The 19,541-nt window shown below is 39.0% G+C and carries 16 protein-coding genes; 7 read left to right on the top strand and 9 right to left on the bottom strand.

All coding sequences use genetic code 11. The features are described 5' to 3' along the window. The first annotated feature begins 279 nt into the window (after window positions 1-279). Window positions 280-780: a hypothetical protein gene (locus tag ACQ334_RS12410; protein WP_430988542.1), complete on the top strand. Its 501-nt coding sequence runs from the start codon at window positions 280-282 to the stop codon at window positions 778-780. A gap of 24 nt (window positions 781-804) precedes the next feature. Here ACQ334_RS12410 and ACQ334_RS12405 read toward each other — a convergent pair whose 3' ends face one another. Further along, a complete protein-coding gene (locus ACQ334_RS12405; protein WP_430988541.1) occupies window positions 805-2,556 on the bottom strand; it encodes a tetratricopeptide repeat protein in 1,752 nt (583 codons plus the stop codon). A gap of 204 nt (window positions 2,557-2,760) precedes the next feature. On the opposite strand from ACQ334_RS12405, the gene ACQ334_RS12400 reads away from it, so the two are divergent. After that, a complete protein-coding gene (locus ACQ334_RS12400) occupies window positions 2,761-2,988 on the top strand; it encodes a hypothetical protein (protein WP_430988540.1) in 228 nt (75 codons plus the stop codon). After that, window positions 2,931-4,457 carry a hypothetical protein gene (locus ACQ334_RS12395; RefSeq protein ID WP_430988539.1) on the top strand — a complete coding sequence of 509 codons (1,527 nt, stop codon included), beginning with the start codon at window positions 2,931-2,933 and terminating at the stop codon, window positions 4,455-4,457. The genes ACQ334_RS12400 and ACQ334_RS12395 overlap by 58 nt, the downstream gene beginning before the upstream one ends. Before the next feature lie 22 nt (window positions 4,458-4,479). On the opposite strand, the gene ACQ334_RS12390 is transcribed toward ACQ334_RS12395, so the two are convergent. After that, window positions 4,480-5,811, bottom strand: a complete 1,332-nt coding sequence (locus ACQ334_RS12390) for a DEAD/DEAH box helicase (RefSeq protein WP_430988538.1) — start codon at window positions 5,809-5,811, stop codon at window positions 4,480-4,482. A 211-nt stretch (window positions 5,812-6,022) separates the two neighbouring features. Between ACQ334_RS12390 and ACQ334_RS12385 the strand changes: the two genes are divergently transcribed. The 3 genes from ACQ334_RS12385 (at window position 6,023) to ACQ334_RS12375 (ending at window position 7,593) form a co-directional block, all read left to right on the top strand. Further along, window positions 6,023-6,346, top strand: coding sequence for a hypothetical protein (locus ACQ334_RS12385; RefSeq protein ID WP_430988537.1), 324 nt, complete (start codon window positions 6,023-6,025; stop codon window positions 6,344-6,346). Between the two features lie 326 nt (window positions 6,347-6,672). After that, window positions 6,673-6,921, top strand: coding sequence for a hypothetical protein (locus ACQ334_RS12380; protein WP_430988536.1), 249 nt, complete (start codon window positions 6,673-6,675; stop codon window positions 6,919-6,921). 99 nt (window positions 6,922-7,020) lie between these two features. Further along, window positions 7,021-7,593 (top strand): pentapeptide repeat-containing protein, encoded by a 573-nt coding sequence (locus tag ACQ334_RS12375; RefSeq protein WP_430988535.1) that lies wholly within the window; start codon window positions 7,021-7,023, stop codon window positions 7,591-7,593. Between the two features lie 8 nt (window positions 7,594-7,601). On the opposite strand, the gene ACQ334_RS12370 is transcribed toward ACQ334_RS12375, so the two are convergent. From ACQ334_RS12370 to ACQ334_RS12350, 5 genes are all read right to left on the bottom strand, one after another. Continuing rightward, window positions 7,602-9,047: a gliding motility-associated C-terminal domain-containing protein gene (locus ACQ334_RS12370; RefSeq protein ID WP_430988534.1), complete on the bottom strand. Its 1,446-nt coding sequence runs from the start codon at window positions 9,045-9,047 to the stop codon at window positions 7,602-7,604. A 126-nt stretch (window positions 9,048-9,173) separates the two neighbouring features. Further along, on the bottom strand, window positions 9,174-12,368 hold the full coding sequence (locus ACQ334_RS12365) for an efflux RND transporter permease subunit (protein WP_430988533.1): 3,195 nt from the start codon (window positions 12,366-12,368) through the stop codon (window positions 9,174-9,176). Window positions 12,369-12,416: 48 nt separating this feature from the next. Then, window positions 12,417-13,553: an efflux RND transporter periplasmic adaptor subunit gene (locus ACQ334_RS12360; RefSeq protein ID WP_430988532.1), complete on the bottom strand. Its 1,137-nt coding sequence runs from the start codon at window positions 13,551-13,553 to the stop codon at window positions 12,417-12,419. 44 nt (window positions 13,554-13,597) lie between these two features. Continuing rightward, window positions 13,598-14,938: a TolC family protein gene (locus ACQ334_RS12355; protein ID WP_430988531.1), complete on the bottom strand. Its 1,341-nt coding sequence runs from the start codon at window positions 14,936-14,938 to the stop codon at window positions 13,598-13,600. Window positions 14,939-15,038: 100 nt separating this feature from the next. Further along, window positions 15,039-15,314, bottom strand: coding sequence for an ArsR/SmtB family transcription factor (locus ACQ334_RS12350; RefSeq protein WP_430988530.1), 276 nt, complete (start codon window positions 15,312-15,314; stop codon window positions 15,039-15,041). 159 nt (window positions 15,315-15,473) lie between these two features. On the opposite strand from ACQ334_RS12350, the gene ACQ334_RS12345 reads away from it, so the two are divergent. Next, window positions 15,474-16,289 (top strand): VOC family protein, encoded by an 816-nt coding sequence (locus ACQ334_RS12345; protein ID WP_430988529.1) that lies wholly within the window; start codon window positions 15,474-15,476, stop codon window positions 16,287-16,289. Window positions 16,290-16,291: 2 nt separating this feature from the next. Here ACQ334_RS12345 and ACQ334_RS12340 read toward each other — a convergent pair whose 3' ends face one another. Together ACQ334_RS12340 and ACQ334_RS12335 are read right to left on the bottom strand one after the other, a co-directional pair. After that, window positions 16,292-17,131 (bottom strand): ThuA domain-containing protein, encoded by an 840-nt coding sequence (locus ACQ334_RS12340; protein WP_430988528.1) that lies wholly within the window; start codon window positions 17,129-17,131, stop codon window positions 16,292-16,294. A 3-nt stretch (window positions 17,132-17,134) separates the two neighbouring features. Beyond that, the gene (locus tag ACQ334_RS12335; protein WP_430988527.1) at window positions 17,135-19,450 is read right to left on the bottom strand and encodes a GH92 family glycosyl hydrolase; all 2,316 of its coding nucleotides are present in this window, start codon (window positions 19,448-19,450) and stop codon (window positions 17,135-17,137) included. Between the last annotated feature and the right edge of the window lie 91 nt (window positions 19,451-19,541).

The following is a 19,541-nucleotide window of genomic DNA, read 5'->3' as shown; positions in this document are numbered from 1 at the left end:
AAAGTTTTTATATTGTTAAGAAGCAATGTTCAACGTAACGGTTTTTCATAATTGGATTCACATTTGCATATACCAAGCCATAATTCGTTAAGGAAAATACAAAATGAAATCAGGTTTTTTTAGTAGTAGAAATTCTACTTGCGGCTTTAACAATTACAATAAAAATAATTGCCGGAATAATAAAAACACTACAGCTACTCATCTTCCGTGAGTTTCAGGAAATTGCGGAATCGTCTGTAAAAATTTATCTATATTCGTTTTACTTTATTATAATGTATCATGAAACGAGTTATTTTTTTATTTGCAGGTTTTATTTTTTCAAATACCTTATTTAGCCAGGTATCATTAAAAGTGCTGGAAAAAATAGTTACGGCAAATCCGGTCAAAGTAAAAAAAATGCTGACGGATTTTAATAAAGAAAGTATTGAGCCGGGCGGAAATATCACCTGGAAAAAAGAAACCGCTGAAGTATTTGAAGTAGTCTCAAGAACAAGTTCGTCGTATGATACATTGGTAAATTACCAATTCAGCAATGCAACACATTTTAATACATTATTTGAGGCCATTAAAAAAAGTGCCGGTAACAAAATATTACTTGATAAAAGCGATGGCTCTATCCGCCAGATATTTTTAGAAAATAAAATATACAGCTACTCCTTAATGGTGATGGGCCCAAAAGAAAAGCCTTACAAATACATTGTAAACATCAGGAGATATAAACCTCATGAACCTTATGACAATGACATAAGAAATGAAGTAAAAGAAAAAGACAGCAATTAGTTTTGCTGCCAGCATTTGCAATCATCAAAATACAGCTGCATCCAATTTTACATCTGCCATGGCAAAAGCTTTTTTATACCTTACCAGCATCACCGCTGCTGCCGCATTTTTATGTTGTGCCTGCAAGGCCTGGTAAACACCAAATAAAGCCCAGCCATTTTCATTATTATTCAACAGGTCTTTTCTAAAAACTTTTTCTGCATCTGCAGGGCGGCCAGCTTTTAGGTAAGCATTACCCAGGTAATGCTTGGGATTCAATAACCAGTCTCTTGGTTCTTGGTATACCATATGCTCTTCAGTAGTGGCGGCTGTTTCAAATGCTGTAATAGCAGCTGCATAGTTTTTTTCTTCCATGGCAATACTACCCAACAAAATATTTTCAGCAACAGTTGCTCCATCAATAGCCGGAGAAAAAACACCAAATGGCAAATACAATCCGGAATCTTTCATAGCGATCCGCATTTGCAGTAACTCATTATTGGCATCAGCAATTTTTGATTCATGCGCCAGTGCCATACCCCGGCCAAAATGATACAGTATTGTGGCATAGATCATTTTAGGGTTGGGTTGTTTACCCGTAAGTAATTCATTCCAGTTACCAAAGCGTATATTCACTAACGTTGGTATCATCAGCACATATTGGGCGCCTGAGCCAAAAGGAGCCGGTGCAAGCGAATAGGTTTCGGGAACACTGGCAGCAGTTTCCTGTGCAGATTGCATACTGTAGGTTCTGCGCCCTGCCAGCATGCCCACGGTAGTCTGCATGTGAATATTATGTATCACGTATAAAAAATCGCTGGCTGCAACAGGATTGTATAACGCAAACACTTTTTTATAATCCTTCAATGCATTTTCATTTACTGTGGCACCTGTGTTATACTGGCCCGTACGCAGGTAAATATGCGAAGGCATATGCACCGTATGCGATAGCCCGGGTGTAAGCCGTCCCATACGGTTTGCGCTGGGCAAGGCTTTTGCGGCAAAAGGCGATGGCTCCATTACATGAATATAATAATGATTGGCACCCGGATGATCAGGAGTTGTTGCCAGTAATTTTTCCAGTACGGTTTCAATTAATGGTGTCCAAGGTTTTGGCGTGCCATCAATATTCCACAGGTCCCAGGGATGTTCCAGCATCATCGCATCGGCATATAAAGCCTGTGCATCCGCATTACGTGAAAAATCATCATACACTTTTTTCATCATAGCAGTGTATTGCACATTTAATTTTGCACGGGTGGCATCAGCAGAATCGGCTGTATATCTTACTGACATCGCATTGATCAACGCCTTTTCCAGTGCACTTCCTTTGCCTGATAATTTTTCGGCCATTGCTGTAGCTTGCAAAGCCGCAGGCGAAGCAACATAACCAAGATCGTTGATGTTGGGCCCATAAGTTAATGCCTGCGCCCAATATAATATGGCACAACCCGAATCAAATTTTGCCGCTTTTTTAAATGAAGCCATAGCTTCAATAATATGAAAGCTGTAATACATATTGATACCCTGGTTAAAATAAACCTGGGCGCTGTCATTTTGTGTAGAAATTTTCCAGCTGTATTTTCCTGTGCCTGGAATAATGGGTATTTCGGCTTCTTCTGTAAGAGTATTGATCGCTGCCCAATCGGGGCCACATGATATGGCGGTAAGTTTTTTTGTTTTGTTGTGTAGAAGAATAGTTGCACCATTATCATTGCTTCCTGCTTTTATTATTTTAGAAGCAATAAACGCAGTAGCAAATGCTAAAATGGCTATCAGGATTAAATTACGCAGCATAGTTGAAGGTTTTGTAAGTAAAAAATACAATTTACTTAGTAAACTTTATAATATTTTTTTCAGCATATAAACCGTGTCGTGGATAAGGTGCATAAGTATTCAGGGTTTGGTACTTTGCGCTGTCATTATTTTTTTTTATCTTTCTTAACTGCAATTTGCTGTAACTGCAACAATACTATTTCTTGTAAAATTCATACCGGTACAATGAAAAAAATAATAGCTGCGATTGTTTTTATTTCAGGCATTTTACTGGTGGTGGTTTTTATTACCTGCAAAAGAAAAAATGCGGCACCTCAAATTGATCTTATCAATGCCATGAATTTAAAACGGGGCCAGGTGGTATTGTGCAGCCGCCGGGTAAACAATTTGGCACAGTGGCATTTGAAACGTCCTGTGGAGAAAATGCAAAAAAAGATTTTGACCTTGCTATAGCTTTACTACATTCATTTGAATACGACGAAGCTGAGAAGGTTTTTGCAAAAGTTATTGATAGTTATCCTGCATGCGCAATGGCTTACTGGGGCGTGGCCATGTGCAACTACCACCAGGTATGGCCCTCGCCGCCTTCTCCATCCGATCTGGACAAAGGAAATAAAGCTATTGCCATAGCACAATCCATTAAACAAAAATCGCAAAGGGAAACTGACTATATCAATGCAATTGCTGCTTTTTATAAGGACTGGAAAACAATCGACCACCGCACCCGTTCGCTTAAATTTGAAAGCGCTATGGAAAAACTTTACCAGCAATATCCTGATGATAAAGAAGCGGCAATATTTTATGCATTAACGCTTGATGGTACTGCAGACCCTGCCGACAAATCTTACCGCAATCAAAAAAAAGCTGGTGCTATTTTAACCAGCTTATATCCCGGGGAGCCTGACCATCCCGGCATTGTACATTATATTATTCACAGCTACGATTATCCGGAGCTTGCTGCATTGGCACTGCCTGCGGCAAGAAAATATGCTTCAATAGCTCCGGCCTCGGCGCATGCACAACACATGCCTTCGCATATTTTTACAAGGCTGGGATTATGGGATGAATGTATTCAGTCTAACCTTGTTTCCACAGCTTCTGCAAAATGTTATGCAGAAAATGCCGGCATTAAAGGGCATTGGGATGAGGAACTGCATGGCATGGATTATCTTGTATATGCTTACCTGCAAAAAGGGGAAAATGATCTTGCAAAAAAACAATATGATTATCTTAAAACCATTACAGTTGTTCAACCGGCAAATTTTAAAGTGGCGTATGCATTTGCGGCTATTCCCGCAAGATATTATTTAGAAAATAAAATGTGGGCAGCAGCAGCCAATCTTGAAATGTCGTCCGCTAATTTTGATTGGCAAAAATTTCCCTGGCAAAAAGCTATACTGCATTTTGCAAAATTATTAGGGGCTGCACATACCGGCAATATTAACCTGGCAAAGGCCGAATTAAAAAATCTGAACAACAGTTATGATACTTTAACTGCACAAAAAGATATGTATAAAGCCAACCAGGTGCTGATACAAATCAGGACCGGTGAAGCATGGATATCTCTTGCAGAACGAAAAACAAGTGAAGCTTTACAGCTGATGCAGCAGGCTGCAGCTATGGAAGATAAAACAGAAAAAAGCCCTGTAACACCGGGTGAAGTAATTCCGGCAAAAGAATTGTTAGCTGATATGCTGATGGAACTAAATAAACCTGCAGAAGCGTTAGCTGCTTATGAAGACAATTTAAAAATACACCCTAACCGGTTTAATGGTTTATATGGAGCAGGATTGGCCAGCGAGAAAATAAATAATGCGGAGAAAGCAAAATACTATTACCAGCAATTAACAGTAGTTTCAAATTCAGCAACAGCAAAAAGACCAGAGCTTGAAAAAGCAAAGTTGTTTTTGAAAAAAGAATAGTTTTTAATTATTGCCGGAAACATTATTTCTTCTTCTGCCCTCTCGTTTTTGGCTTACCATACTTTGCCATCATCCGGTCTTTTTTTCTTACAATAAAATTCACCTTGCTGTTCTTGGCAGATTTTTCGTGAAACGCAGCACCCCTTCCTTCACGTGATGGAACTTTCAACTGGATCGTTTTCATGTACACTTTAGGTTTCTCGTCTTCAGTTAATACATCAGAGATTTCTAAATTGCCGGGCAGTACCGTAACAGACACCTTGTAATTCATTAAAGTTTCTATTGCTGCTAAAAGTGGTTTTTCTTTTTCGGTAATAAAAGTAATAGCAATACCTTTTTTATCGGCCCTGCCGGTACGGCCAATGCGGTGTATATAATTTTCCGGCACTTCGGGTGTATCAAAATTTATTACGTGTGTTACTTCGGCAATATCAATACCACGGGCAACAATATCAGTAGCAATAATAAAGCGGTATGTACCATTTTTAAATTGCTCAACAGTATTAAAGCGATGGTTCTGTTCTTTATTGCTATGTATCACCCCCGCAGTGCCAGGAAATTTTGCTTCTAATTGTTCATACAGATCATCCGCTAATTTTTTAGTGGCCGCAAATACCAACACTTTGGTCATGCTTTCATCTTCTGTTAATAATAAATGCAGCAGGTTTACCTTGGTATAAAAATTAGGCACTTCATATCCCGTTTGTACAATATTTTCCAATGGGGTTCCGGTGGGTGCAGCTTCTACTCTTACGGGATCATTAAAATAAGTATCGATCAATGTTTCCACTTCTTCTGTAATGGTGGCAGAAAATAAAAGGTTTTGCCTTTTTGGTGGCAGCAGGTCCAATATATTTTTTAATTGTGTTCTAAAGCCAAGGTTCAGCATTTCATCTACTTCATCAATCACTAATTTTTTTACTGCTCTTGTTTTAAAAGCGCCATTCAGCATCAGGTCGTATAACCTGCCGGGAGTTGCCACTACTACATCTGCTCCATTGGCTAATTCTGCAATTTGTGTTTTAATGTTTACACCGCCGTACACACCCACTGCATCCACACTCATATAAGGCGTAAGGTCTTTTACCGCCTGCACTACCTGTGCCACTAATTCTCTTGTGGGTACCAGCACTAAAATAGTAGGTACTTTTTCTTTACTGAATTTCCATAATCGCAATAAAGGCAACAGGTAAGCAAATGTTTTACCGGTTCCGGTTTGCGCAATGCCGCATACATCTCTGCCCGACATAACAACAGGAAACACACGGTGTTGTATTGTAGTGGGAATAGTGAATCCCAGGTCGTTTAAAACGTTCTGTAGCGGCGTATTTAAATTTAAATCGGTAAATAACATAATGCACAATTATCCGGCGAAGATAACTTTTAATTACAAAGGGCCCTGTAGCTTACAATTCCATATGCTAAATAGTAAAAATCGTAATATTCCTACAAGGTTTAAAATCTGCCTACTACAAGTCTGCCAGGGGGCTACATTTAACTTTACTTTACAAGGATGAGATATGAATTCCCTTCTCACCCACCGTCTAACTTACAAAGCAAATTATATGAACACCTCTACTCATCAAAAGGAAATTTTACTGGTAACCAATGCCGGTTTTTTCTCCCAACATTGGGTAAAAAGAAATGAATCTGAAGCAGATAAACGTTTTACCCAAAAAGAAAAATTAATTGATGCCTGCTGGAATGGCCTGGCACCACAAATGTTGCCGGAATGTTTTAACAACAGCACCGACAATGAATTGGCACTTTGGGAAGTTACAGATACTGTAGCTTTTATCGACCTGGATTTCTGGGACGGCGAAGCACCAAGTGAAAATGAATTTTCTATCAACCCCTATATTTTTATGGAGGTGAAGGATTATAATTAGCCCGGGTGTAATGATGTTATTGCGCTATTGTGAAATACCATGTGTAATGCATCTTAATTACAACTAACCTGGCTGACCAAATGAAATTGTTTTTCAATTGTATATTATTATATTGCTGCTTACAAGGCAATGCTCAGAATATAACGAATGTCGTCAGAAAAAATCTGCTTGACTCTTCTGCAATACAACGGCAAAAGCTGGTAATTCTGATTGACACAGACAGCATTACAGTTTTAACAACCTCCGCTTATTTATTGCACAAAATAAAATCCCGTATTAAACAAGATACTTCTTTTGCTTTACTCTATACTGTCCAGCTAAAAAGGATGCATGCAGACTCACTTACTACCAGAGTCAGTGATATATTTATTGAAGCCGGGCTAATGGAGCGATACAACTATCTGGTAGGAGATATTCTGAATGCAGGGCAATGCTATGCTTTTAATAAGTTTACAAGGAGAAGAATTAAGCAGGTAAAAATTGTAAGCTATGGCGGATACAGTTATGGAGCAACCGGCAAACGATATTTTTTAGGCAACACTTTATTGCTTGACAATACAGAATTGGTATTTTAAGTGTAAAGCCCATCTCATTTATTATTACAATACCGGTTAATGCTATTATTATTTCAGCTAAATTGCTACCGGTAAATTAAAAAAATGCACAGTTCAAAGATGGAAAAAGTTTTTATTGAAGACAAAAAATTTGAAGGAATTAATTTTTCAGTTACTGCTCTTGCCAAAGGTGATTATGAAAACTGTAGCTTTATTAACTGTGATTTTTCCGGCATTAATTTAAGCGGACAGAATTTTAGTGATTGCACATTTACCGGCTCCAACCTAGGTATGGCAGCGCTGGGAAAAACAGCATTCAGGGATTGCAGGTTTGCAGGTTGCAAATTACTGGGCCTGCATTTTGAACATTGCAACCCTATTGGCCTTACTGTTCATTTTGACCATTGTATCCTGGATATGGCTTCTTTTTATCAGCTCAAACTAAAAAATACCAGCTTCAAAAATTCCACACTTACGGAAACTGATTTTACAGAAGCTGATCTGACCGCCTGCGTTTTTGATAATTGCAATTTGGCTGGTGCCATTTTCGACAGAACAATTTTAGAGAAGGCTGACCTTAGCACTGCATATAATTATACTATCGATCCTGAATTAAACAGAATTAAGAAAGCTAAATTTTCCTCGTCAGGAATTGCAGGACTATTAAGTAAATACGATATTGAGATCTGCTAAAAACAATTTTATCTTATCAGTAAAATACTGCCTTTAATATCGTGGTAGCCGCTTTTAAAACGGATATAATAAACATAAGCTCCTGAAGGCTGCGGCAATCCTTTAAAATTTCCATCCCAGTCTACTGTGGCTGCAGAAGTATAATAAACCTGTTGCCCCAACCGGTTATAAACACTTACCGTAGCGCCGAATAACGGGTCAAGAAAAGGTATCCGCCAATGATCATTAAAACCATCATTATTAGGAGTAAACGCATTGGGAACAAAAATACCTGCCACTACTTTTACTGCCATCGCATCCTGGTTGGTACATCCAAATGAAGAAGCTGCATAAAGGGTATAAGTGATATCTGCAGTGGGCGATGCAACGGGTGTCATTATTTTTATATCACTCAGATGATCCGGCGGGTCCCAATAAAAAACAGGGCTTTCTCCATCCACTACTCCATTAATGGTGACATTATTTCCTGAAAGCATCACCAGGTCAGGCCCTGCATTTACCAGTGGCTTTGCATGTACATTAATCACCACATAGTTGGAAGCAATCCTGCAGGCCAGGTTAGCAGCAGCGCTGGCTTCCGTTATTGTCATTCTGTACCAAAATGCTCCGGCAACAGTGGGCTTGCGCAGGTAGCTAAGCGAAGTAGCACCTGCAATATCTTTCCATTTAGTTCCTGAATCTGTACTTACCTGCCATTGGTACACAGGAGAAATGTAACCCGTTGTAACTGTTGCAGCAAATGTATAGTTGGTAGTATTGCCTTCGCACACATTAACGGTATCGTTGCTGTTTCCCTGTATGGCCGAACTGATCTTTGCAGCGCCGCACGGCCTGAATGTGATATCATCCATCGCAAGGTCGTTACCTAAACCACCGGGTGCATTGTTGCGCATACGCAAAACAATCACCGCATTATTTACAGGTGTGCTGAAAAAGAATCCGTACTGCTTCCATGTGGGTTGAAAAGTTTCGGGAATATCGCCGGTGGAATATTGTTGTAATATCGTTCCGCCAACAGTTTCGATGGTAAAAGTAATATTGGGCCTGATACCGCTTTTGTTCAACACATTCATGATCCAGGCCGCAAACTCATAGGTAGTGTTAGGACAAAGATCGGTTACAGTAGTAAGAAAAAAATCTCCCGGTTCCACAGATGCATTCACTAACATAAATGCACCATTACCTGTATGATCTGCCATAACCGTGTGCCAGGAATTACCAAAACAACTGGCTGTAGAATTGGTTATGGTATAATAACCGTCATTGGGGCATTGAGAACTGGTGTAGGTGTAAGCGTTGGTAGGCGTAAAACCTGTGCTGCCGCCGCCCGAGCCGAAAGTAATATTTACAACAGGGTCGCCTAAGCTGCCATTGCATAATTGTGCCTGTACATTAAATGCCATGCATAAAACAGCAACAATACATATCGTCCTGAAATAAAAAGCTCTGTTCATAAGCAACGGCAAGCATTATTGAACAACAAATTTATCACTTTTTCACTCAGCACAGCGATAATATTTTAGCTGAATACCGTTGTATTTTAATCGCCGCAGCAACCGTATGCTGCAGCGATCAAAGTTTTATTCTCTTCCTTCGTCAATTATAGCTTTGTCAACAGCTTCAATTTGCTGATGCTCCTCTTTCAGGCGTTTTATTTTTTTACCGTAAGATATTTTGGTGATGAGTACAAACAACACCGGCACCACAAATATGGCCAGCGTGGTAGCGGCTAACATACCTCCAAATACCGTCCAGCCGATTGTTTTACGTGATTCTGCTGCTGCACCTGCTGCAAATGCCAATGGCAATACACCTAAAATAAATGCCAGCGAAGTCATCACAATAGGGCGTAAACGAAGATTCACAGCTTCCAGTGTGGCAGTTATAATCTCAACACCATGATCCACACGTTCTTTGGCAAACTCTACAATAAGTATGGCATTTTTTGCAGCCAGGCCTATCAATGTAATTAAACCGATCTGTGCATAGATATTATTAGTGATGTTAGGCAATAGTAACAGAGTAAGGATAGATCCGAATGCACCAATAGGCACTGCAAACAATACAGAAAATGGTATGGACCAGCTTTCGTATAATGCAGCCAGGAATAAAAATACAAACACAATAGAGATACCAAATATGATCGTTGAGCTGCTGCCGGCTGAAATTTCTTCCCGGCTAAGGCCAGAGAATTCATAGCCATAACCAACAGGCAATTTTGCCGCTACTTCTTTTAATGCATCGATGGCTTGTCCGCTACTGAAGCCCGGTTTAGGTGAACCGTTAATTTCTATTGAGCGGTAAATATTGTAATGCGAAATCAGTGAAGGGCTTTCCACTAATTTAGAAGTAACCAACGAACTCAGCGGCACCATACTACCCTGGCTGTTGCGTACATAATATTTACCCAGCTCTGCTATAGAAGAACGGAAATTGCTATCAGCCTGTGCCATTACACGGAAGTTTCTGCCGTATAAATTAAAATCATTGATATAACTACTACCCAATAAAGTAGACATCGTGCTGTACACATCTGCAACAGACACACCCAGTTTTTTTGCTTTCTCTTTATCAACATCTACCTGGTAACTGGGAGTATGAGAGCTAAAAAAAGTATAGGCCATCGCAATTTCACGCCGTTGGTTTACTTCCGCCAAAAACTTTCTTGTTACGGCTTCAAACTGTTGTATGTTATCAGTACTGGTAGTTTGCTGCAGTTCAAAAGTAAAACCCGCCGTTGCACCCAGGCCCGGTATTGCCGGCGGGCCAATAGCTAATATCCTGGCTTCTTTTATATCGCTTGTTCTTTTCTGTACTTCGGCAATAATATTTTGCAATTGTGTTTCTTTAGTTTCCCTGTCATCCCATGGTTTTAACTGAACAAACATGGTGCCTGCATTGGATTTATTGGAGAACGTAATGATATTCAGACCTGCTAATCCTCCCACCGTTTTTACACCGGGTACAGATTGCACACGCTGCATAATATTCACCAGCATCTCTTTACTCCTTGCGGTTGATGTTGCTTCAGGCATTTCGTAAGTAACATATAAACGGCCTTCGTCTTCTGAAGGAATAAAACCTGATGGTTTAGCTTTAAACATGAATATCAATCCCACAAATAAACAAACCAGCATTACCAATACAACCGGCGTTGCTTTTATCCATTTAGCCACACCACTGGTATAAGAACGGTTGAGTTTTCCAAACCCTTTATTAAACCAGGCAAAGAATTTTTCCAATAAGTTTTTCTTTGCTGATGCATCCTTAGAGGGTTTAAGCATGATACTGCACAATGCAGGTGTAAGTGATAAGGCAACAAACGCAGAGATGATCACAGACACTGCAATTGTGATAGCAAACTGTTGATACAAACGCCCTACAATACCGGGTATAAAACCAACGGGAACAAATACTGCCGCCAATATCAATGCAATAGCTATTACAGGCCCGGAGATATCTCTCATTGCTTTTTTAGTAGCTTCTTTGGGAGATAATTTTCCATGATCAATATAATGCTGCACTGCTTCCACAACCACAATCGCATCATCCACCACAATTCCTATAGCTAATACAAATGCAAACAAGGTGAGCGTATTAATAGTAAAGCCAAAAGGAATAAATAAGATGAAGGTACCGATCAATGAAACCGGAATTGCAAGAACCGGTATTAATGTGGCCCTCCAGTTCTGTAAAAATAAAAATACCACCAATACAACCAGTAACAATGCTTCTATCAATGTATGTATTACTTCCCTGATAGATACTTTTACAACGGTCACCGTTTCTAAAGGCATTAAGTAATCAATATCTTTAGGAAATGATTTTTTTAATTCAGCTAATGCAACATTCAGGCCATCAAAAGTTTCCAATGCATTTGCACCGGGTGCCTGGTAGATTAAAATAAAAGCAGCAGGCTTGCCATTTACATAAGCATTACTACCGTAGTCAAATTTCCCCAACTCTACTCTTGCGATATCTTTTAAATACACTATCGTTCCTGTTGAAGGTTGTGTACGCACTATAATATTTTCAAACTGGTCTTTTGTATTAATGCGGCTGTTGGTTAATACACTATACTCAAAGCTCTGTGTATTGGGTTGTGGATTACCACCGATCGTACCCGCTGCTACCTGCAGGTTTTGTTCTGTAAGTGCTGCCAGCACATCTGATGTAGTCATTTCAAGGGCAGCTAATTTAGAAGGATTGAGCCAGATACGCATACCAAAATCGTCGGCACGGGAAACAATATCCCCTACCCCTTTTACACGCTGCAAAGCATCTTTCAAATAGATATTAGCATAGTTGCCTATAAAAGTTGCATCATGCGTTCCGTTGGGTGAATACAATGCCAGCGCCACCATGATGCTGGGGTTGCGTTTACGTACAGTAAGGCCTAAACGCTTTACCGCATCCGGCAATGTCGGCTGTGCCACACTTACCCGGTTCTGTACGTCAAGCGCAGCAATATTAACATCGGTACCAATATCAAAATTCACGTTGATAGAACTTTGACCACTACCTGTACTATTGCTGGACATGTAAGTCATACCAGGTGTACCATTGATCTGTGTTTCAATAGCCGTAGTAGTAGTTTGTTCTACCGTTTGTGCATCGGCACCAATAAAATTTCCGCTCACTGTTACAGTAGGTGGTGTAATATTCGGGTATTGTGCAACAGGTAAAGTTAACATGGCAATAATACCCACCAGCACTATCACCACCGATATTACAATTGCCGTTACCGGTTTTTTTATAAAAGTTTCTGCTATCATTATTTGATCACTTTATGCTGCAATTGAATACAGCAATAATTTATTAAGCTATTTTTTTTCTGGTGCAGCACCTGGCGTTACAATAGTAACTTTAACGCCTTCTCTTAAATTCTGTACCCCTTCGGTTACAATTTTATCACCTTGCTGTAAACCATTTTTTACAATGATATTTTTACCCAATACAGTACCTAAGGTTACTTTACGTTGGGATACTTTATTGCTATCACCCGGAATGTATACAAAGAATTCACCCAGTTGTTCCACCACTGCTTTATTAGGAATAACAACAGCTTGTGCCGCTGATCCGTTTTTTATGCGTATGGTTCCGTTCATTCCTGCTTTTAATAAACTGTTTTTATTAGGAAAACTAAGCCTTGCTTTAAGCGTACCGGTTTGTGGATTTACAGCCCTGTCTAATAAAACAATTCTACCGGGATAAGGATAGATATCAGAACCAAAAGCTAAAGTAAAAGTTGAATCTGCCGGCTTTGCTTTTTCATTTAATAATGTTGAAAAACGAAAGATATCTTTTTGCTCAATATTAATATCTACAGCAAGGTCACCATCAGTTGATACCGTATTTAAAATGGTTTGTCCGGCAGTTACAGCAGCGCCTGTTTTTACTGCTGAAATACCAATCACCCCATCAAAGGGCGCAAACACTTTGGTGTACCGTACGCTTGTTTGTACCGCCTGTATATTTGCCCTTGCTGCATCAGCTTGTTTTTTGGTTACTTCAACTGCAGCATCTGCATTATCCACTAACTGTTTGGCAATCGCATCATTCTTATCCAACTCATGATAACGGTTAGCATCTTTTTGTGCTTTGTTTAAGTTAGCTTCCTGTACTCTTAAATTGGCAACTGCCTGTTCATAATTAGCCGCATACAATTGCTGGTCTATTGAATACAACAACTGGCCTTTTCTTACTCTTGCACCATCAGCAAAATGTACCCCGGTGATAAAACCACTTACCTGCGGCCTTAGCTCCACCTGGTTTAATGCGGTTACTGTTGCAGGATATTCATCAAAGTAAACTGCATCTGTAACGGTTACTTCCTGCACTGTAACTTTTGGTGGCGGGGGTGGCGGGGGCGCTGACTGCTTATTATTGCATGCTGCCAACAATACTATTGCAGTAATGCTTGTATATTTTGTGATTTGTTTTTTAAATGCGCTGTACATATTGGTTGGTTATAATACTGATATAAAATGTAAATGAATTTGTTTTAATAAATGATCTGCCCCAATGCCTTTTGTACATCTACTTTGGCTGACAGTACCTGGTTTAATGCATTAAAATAATTGATCTGCGAAGTGCGGAGATCGGTTTCTGATGTGATCACTTCCAGGTAAGTTTTAATACCGGAGCGATATTGTAATTGTATTACATCATACACTTCCTTAGCAATGGTTACATTATCTTTTAATGCTAAATAATTTTCCATACTGCTTTTGTAGTTGGCCAATGCCTGTGCGTACTGGGCATTCACTGCATTTTTTAAAGTAACAATATCCTGCTCACTTCTTTTTAACTGCAACTCTGCTGTATACAGATTAGCCTTTCTTTTGCCCCCCTGGAAAATGGGTAATGATAAAGTAAGCGCCGCAAATGAGTTAGGATAATTTGTGGCATATAATTTACTAAACTGGTTATTTTGAAAATTAAGATTATAAGCACCATTGGCAGCAACCGAAGGCAGGTAACTCCACCTGTTGTATAATACATTTGACTGTAATAAATTCCTTTGAGTTTCTAATAATTTATATTCAATCCTTGTTTTATAATCCGGGCGCTGGGTGGTATCAATAAAAATTTCGTTTTCCATTGCAGTGCTGTCATACACAATATTCAAACTCAAAGAATCAGGATAACCCATCAACGATTTCAGGTATTCGACTTTTGCCTTTACCAATTCTTCATTGCTTCTTTTTGCAGCTTTAATATTGTTGAGGCTGATGGTAGCTCTTTTATAATCTATCTTGTCTGCAACACCAGCTTTATATTGACTGGTTGCATCTTTCAGACTTCTTTCTGTACGTACAATATTTTCTGCAGCTACTTTAATTTGTTGTAATGTTGTAAGCACATCATAAAAGGCTTTTGACACATTTGCAGCAAGATCAATTTTATTACTTGATGTGGTTTGTTTGGTTTGTTGTAACACATCATCTTTGCTACGCCTTGCCAGCAATACATCTTTATTAAATATAGTTTGCGAAACCGTGAATTGACCAGCCGAAGTATTATCCACACCTAACTTAATAGTATTGCCACCTATTACGGTAGATTGTAAAAGAAAATTATGCTGCAGGTTATAATTAAAATTCACCTGCGGATACCAATCTGCCAATTTACTTTTAATTGTTGATGATGTGATCTGTTCATCAATCAAAGCCTGCTGAATTTTTGGCTGATGCCTGATGGCATAATCAATAGCAGCTTTTAATGTCACTTCTTTGAGTAATGTATCCTGTACAGCTGTTTGTGCTGTAGTAAAAAACGGAGCAAGCAGTAATAAAATAACTATTGTTATGCCTGGCCTGCCTTGCTTAATAAAATCGGTCATATTGTTGGTTTGTTCCTGTACTAAAAATACGCTTACTGCATAAAAAATGCAATAAACCCTGGTGATAAATCGGCAAGAATCGTAATGAGCAGTGCAGGAATTATCCGGCAACTTTACCAATCCAGCCTGCATACTGCTGCAGCAATTCCTGGTTAAGATTGTAAGAGTGGTTGCGGCCTTCTTTTTCGGCCTCAATCAATCCTGCTTCAGTTAATGTTTTTATGTGATGGCTTACAGAGGGTTGTGCCAGTTTGGTAATGTTCATGATCTCCGAACATTGTATGCAGCCTTTGCGCTTGGACATATCCAGTAAAATCTGCAACCGTGTAGTGTCGGCCAATGCCTTCGAAATTTTTTCTAATTGTTTTAAATTCACCTAAAATACATTGATGGATGCAAATGTATCAATTATTTTAAAGAGGATGCTTTATTTTTTATAATTTTAATTGCAATTTAATACCGGCAGCTTAATTAATGTTCAAACTTCAAAGCTGCACCATTGAATTTTTATTATATGTACTTGTAAATTTTTTTTATGAAACGTTCACCATTATTATTTGCGATTGCTTTTTTGTTTTCTCTGCACGTGCATGCGCAATCCAGGCTGGGAGATGTTGCCTGTGTATATGTCACCACTCCAAATCTTGATTCATCTTTCGCCGTGTATGAAAAATTAGGATTTGCAAAAACCGGTGCTAACGATTTTCCAACTCCATGGATGCAGTTAAGTGATGGCAGCCTGTTGATTATGATGCGTAAAGATGCCACACCATACATCGGTCTCACCTACTATGCTGCAGACGTGGAAAAACTGGTGGCGGAATTAGAAAAAGACAGCATCGTATTTACTCAAAAACCCAAAGCCGGCGACCTGATAAAACGATATTATTTTAAAAGCCCTGATGGATTTAATATTATGCTGGCCTCTAACCTCGGAGGTTTTAAACAACCTGCTGGCCTTACACTACTTACTATGCCGCAAGCTGATTATACCAATGCAGATAAATTCCCTAATAAACAATGCGGTGCTTTTGGAGAATTTGCACAACCGGTAACTGATATCAATGTGTCAGTTGCGTTTTGGAAAAAATTAGGATTTACAACAAAGATGGTGATGAAAGAACCCTATCCTTATACTATACTTTCTGATGGCTTAATGATCATTGGCCTGCACCAGACCAAACATTTTGACTATCCTGCAGTAACCTATTTTGGATTGAACACCAATAAAAGAATACAAGACTTAAAAACAAAAGGCTTAAACAATTTCAGTGAGGTGCAGGGTAAAAATAATGTAGCGCTGAAAACATGGGAAGGTCAGCATTTCTTTATTTTTTCTTTGGGAATGTAAAATTATTTTTTGCTGCCTAACCAAAGCAGTGCATTAATGATCATTTTATTTTGTTCCGGCTCACTGAATGTTGAAGACAATGTTGCATTAGTTCTTCCTTCGTAATCCATATCATTATGGCCCATGTTAAAATACACCATCTTGTATTGGGTATTTGTCCATACCACAGGATAATAACCACTATGCCATATTTCATTTGGTTTGGGGCCGGTACCTAAAGGAAAACTGCTGGTATCAATTGCTGCTAAGATTTTTATTGCAGGATTTTTTTGCAGATCATTTTGCCAGCGATACCATTCATTGAGGGCTGCGGTAAAAGTTTTTGGTAAATGTTTTGTAACGGGGTGTTTTTTACTTTCCACCCGAAGAATGGCTTTGGTCGGCCTCCAGGTATTACTGCCATATTCACCCGAACCTAAAAATTCATTGTGGTACCAATCCCAGTTTTGTGGAAAGGCAGAAGGCGTCAATGCAAATGCTGAAAAATGAAATCCCATCCATGCACCACCATTCTTCATATAGTTTTCAAAAGCCTGTCGTTGTGGTAAAGAATCGGGCCTTGTATCTAAGAATATCACGAGTTTATAATCAGCAAGAAATGCAGCATTAAGATTATTCCAGTTGTTGGTAGAGTCGTATGTAAAATGATACTCCGCTCCCATTTTACTAAACCATTGATTAGCCTCGTGTACAAAACTGATATGTGCCAGGTCGTTTTTAGCAGTGTAAAATCCAATTACTTTAAATGATACTTTATTTTTTTGAGCCGTTACAAAAAAACAACACAAGAAGAATGTCATCGCAACAAAGCATCTTAATACTATTGATCTGTTGACTATCATATTTTATTTAGCAGGTTTTGCCGACATATAAAAAACCAGCTTCCCTCCATTCATAATTTCATCATGTGTAATGTACCTTCTGTTTAATAACTGTCCGTTCAGCATCACTTTTTTTACGTACACATTTTTATCACTTTGGTCAATGGCTTCTACAGAAAAAGTTTTTCCGCTTTCTAAATTTATAGTGGCAGTTTTTATTGCAGGGCTGCCAAACCAATATTGATCAGATGCAGGTGCAACAGGATAAAAACCCAATGCACTGAAAATGTACCAGGCACTCATTTGCCCGCAATCGTCGTTGCCACCTAAACCTGCAGCACCATTGTGGTATTGATTTTTTAATATCATTCGCACTCTCTCCTGTGTTTTCCAGGCAGCATCTGTCCAGTTGTATAAATAGGCAACATGGTGTGCAGGTTCGTTACCGTGAATGTAATTACCGATGATACCATCACGGGTAATATCTTCTGTTTCTGCAAAAAAAGCATCGGGCAAATGCATGGTGAATAAAGAATCCAGATGTGTGGTGAATTTTTTCTTACCTCCCATTGCTGCTATCATTGCTGCAGGATCCTGCGGCACATATAAACTAAAGTTCCATGCATTACCTTCAATAAATCCCTGCCCATCTGTTTTCAACACATCAAAGTCTTTTTTAAAACTGCCATCGCTTAAACGTGGCCGCATAAAACCAATGGATGCATCGTATACATTGCTCCAGTTTTGCGAACGTTTACTAAACTCTTCATAAATATCCTGCCGGTTTAATTTTTTTGCCAGTTGTGCAATAGCCCAATCATCATAAGCATATTCTAAAGTTGTAGAAACGGATACGCCATTTTTATCCTGTGGTATATAGCCTTTATCAATATACAATCCAATGCCTTCGTAATTGCGTTGGCGTGCAGTAGTTACACAGGCATCCAATGCTTTGTCTGCCCCGGTAACTAGCGTCCCTTTTAAATAAGCTTCTGCAACAACTGAAACACTATGATAACCACTCATACACCAGTTATCATTGGCATAATGTGACCATATCGGCAACATATGCAATGCACTCTGATTGTAGTGTGCCATCATGGATTGCACTATATCTCCATTCCTTTTTGGGTTAATAATATTCTGGTATGGATGAAAAGCACGGTACGTATCCCATAAAGAAAAAGAAGTGTAATTAGTAAAACCGTCCGCCTTATGTACGTTCTGATCAAGCCCCTTGTATTCGCCATTAACATCCATATAAACCGTTGGCATTAATGCGGCATGATACATGGCAGTATAAAAATTGATGAGCTCTTCTTTATTATCTGCAGTGATTGTAATTTTATTCAACTCTTTATTCCATGCCTGCTGTGCTTCCTGTTTTGTTTTTTCAAAATCCCAATGCGGAATTTCTGCCTGCATATTTTCCAATGCATTTTTTGTACTTACCGGCGATAGCGCAAATTTTATTTTTATCTTTTCGTTCTCTTCTGTTTTAAAATCAAAGTACAAACGCAGTTGTTTTCCTGCCAGGTCGGGAAAGTTTTTGCTTTGATTGAACTTGCCCCAAAAACCTCTGTAAGGTTGTTTCTTCGAATAATCTTTACAGCCATAACTCAACATTGGCTTTGAAAACGACATAGCAAAATATACCGTTCTTGTTCGCCCCCACCCATTGGTCTGGCGATAACCTGTAACCAATGTATCGTTTTCAATCCGAACAAAGGTCCACACATCTTTATCTTCATAATTATAAATGCCGGCAATAAGATCGAGTATGATATGCGACTGATCTGATTTTGGAAAAGTATATTGATGAAAACCTGTACGTGCAGTTGTTGTTAATTCTGCAGTAATATTATTATCATCCAGTTTTACTTTGTAATAACCCGGTTCAGCAATTTCATTATCATGAGAAAAAGCAGAGCGGTAGCCATTTTCAGGATGATCGGCTGTACCCGGGTTTAATTGCAACACACCCGTGCTTGGCATAATTAAAAAATCGCCTAAATCAGAATGGCCCGTACCACTGAAATGGGTGTGACTGAAACCAACAATCGTTTTATCGGTATATTGATAACCTGCACAATATTTATATACATCAGGATTGTATTTATTATTGGATTCGTAAGGAATGGTATCCGTATCAGGACTTAGTTGCACTGCACCAAAAGGAACCGTTGCACCGGGGAAGGTATGGCCCATTTTTTCGGTACCGATAATTGGTTTGGCATATTGTATCAGATCAGGTTGAGATTGGCTTTCAGCCTGTAATGAGAGCACTAAAAAAGAAAGGAGGAGATATTTTTTTTGCAGTGGCCTGAATTGACTGATCATTGGTTGCTTTTAAAATGGATAAGTAGTGAGCGGCAAATTTATGCTGCAAAAACTAATTATCGCACTATCAACTGCATACTTTTATCAAATA

Source organism: Ferruginibacter sp. SUN106, assembly GCF_050611765.1.
In the GTDB taxonomy this organism is placed as follows: domain Bacteria; phylum Bacteroidota; class Bacteroidia; order Chitinophagales; family Chitinophagaceae; genus Ferruginibacter.
Note: the sequence above shows the minus strand (reverse complement) of the source record. Positions and strands in the feature narration are given on the sequence as shown.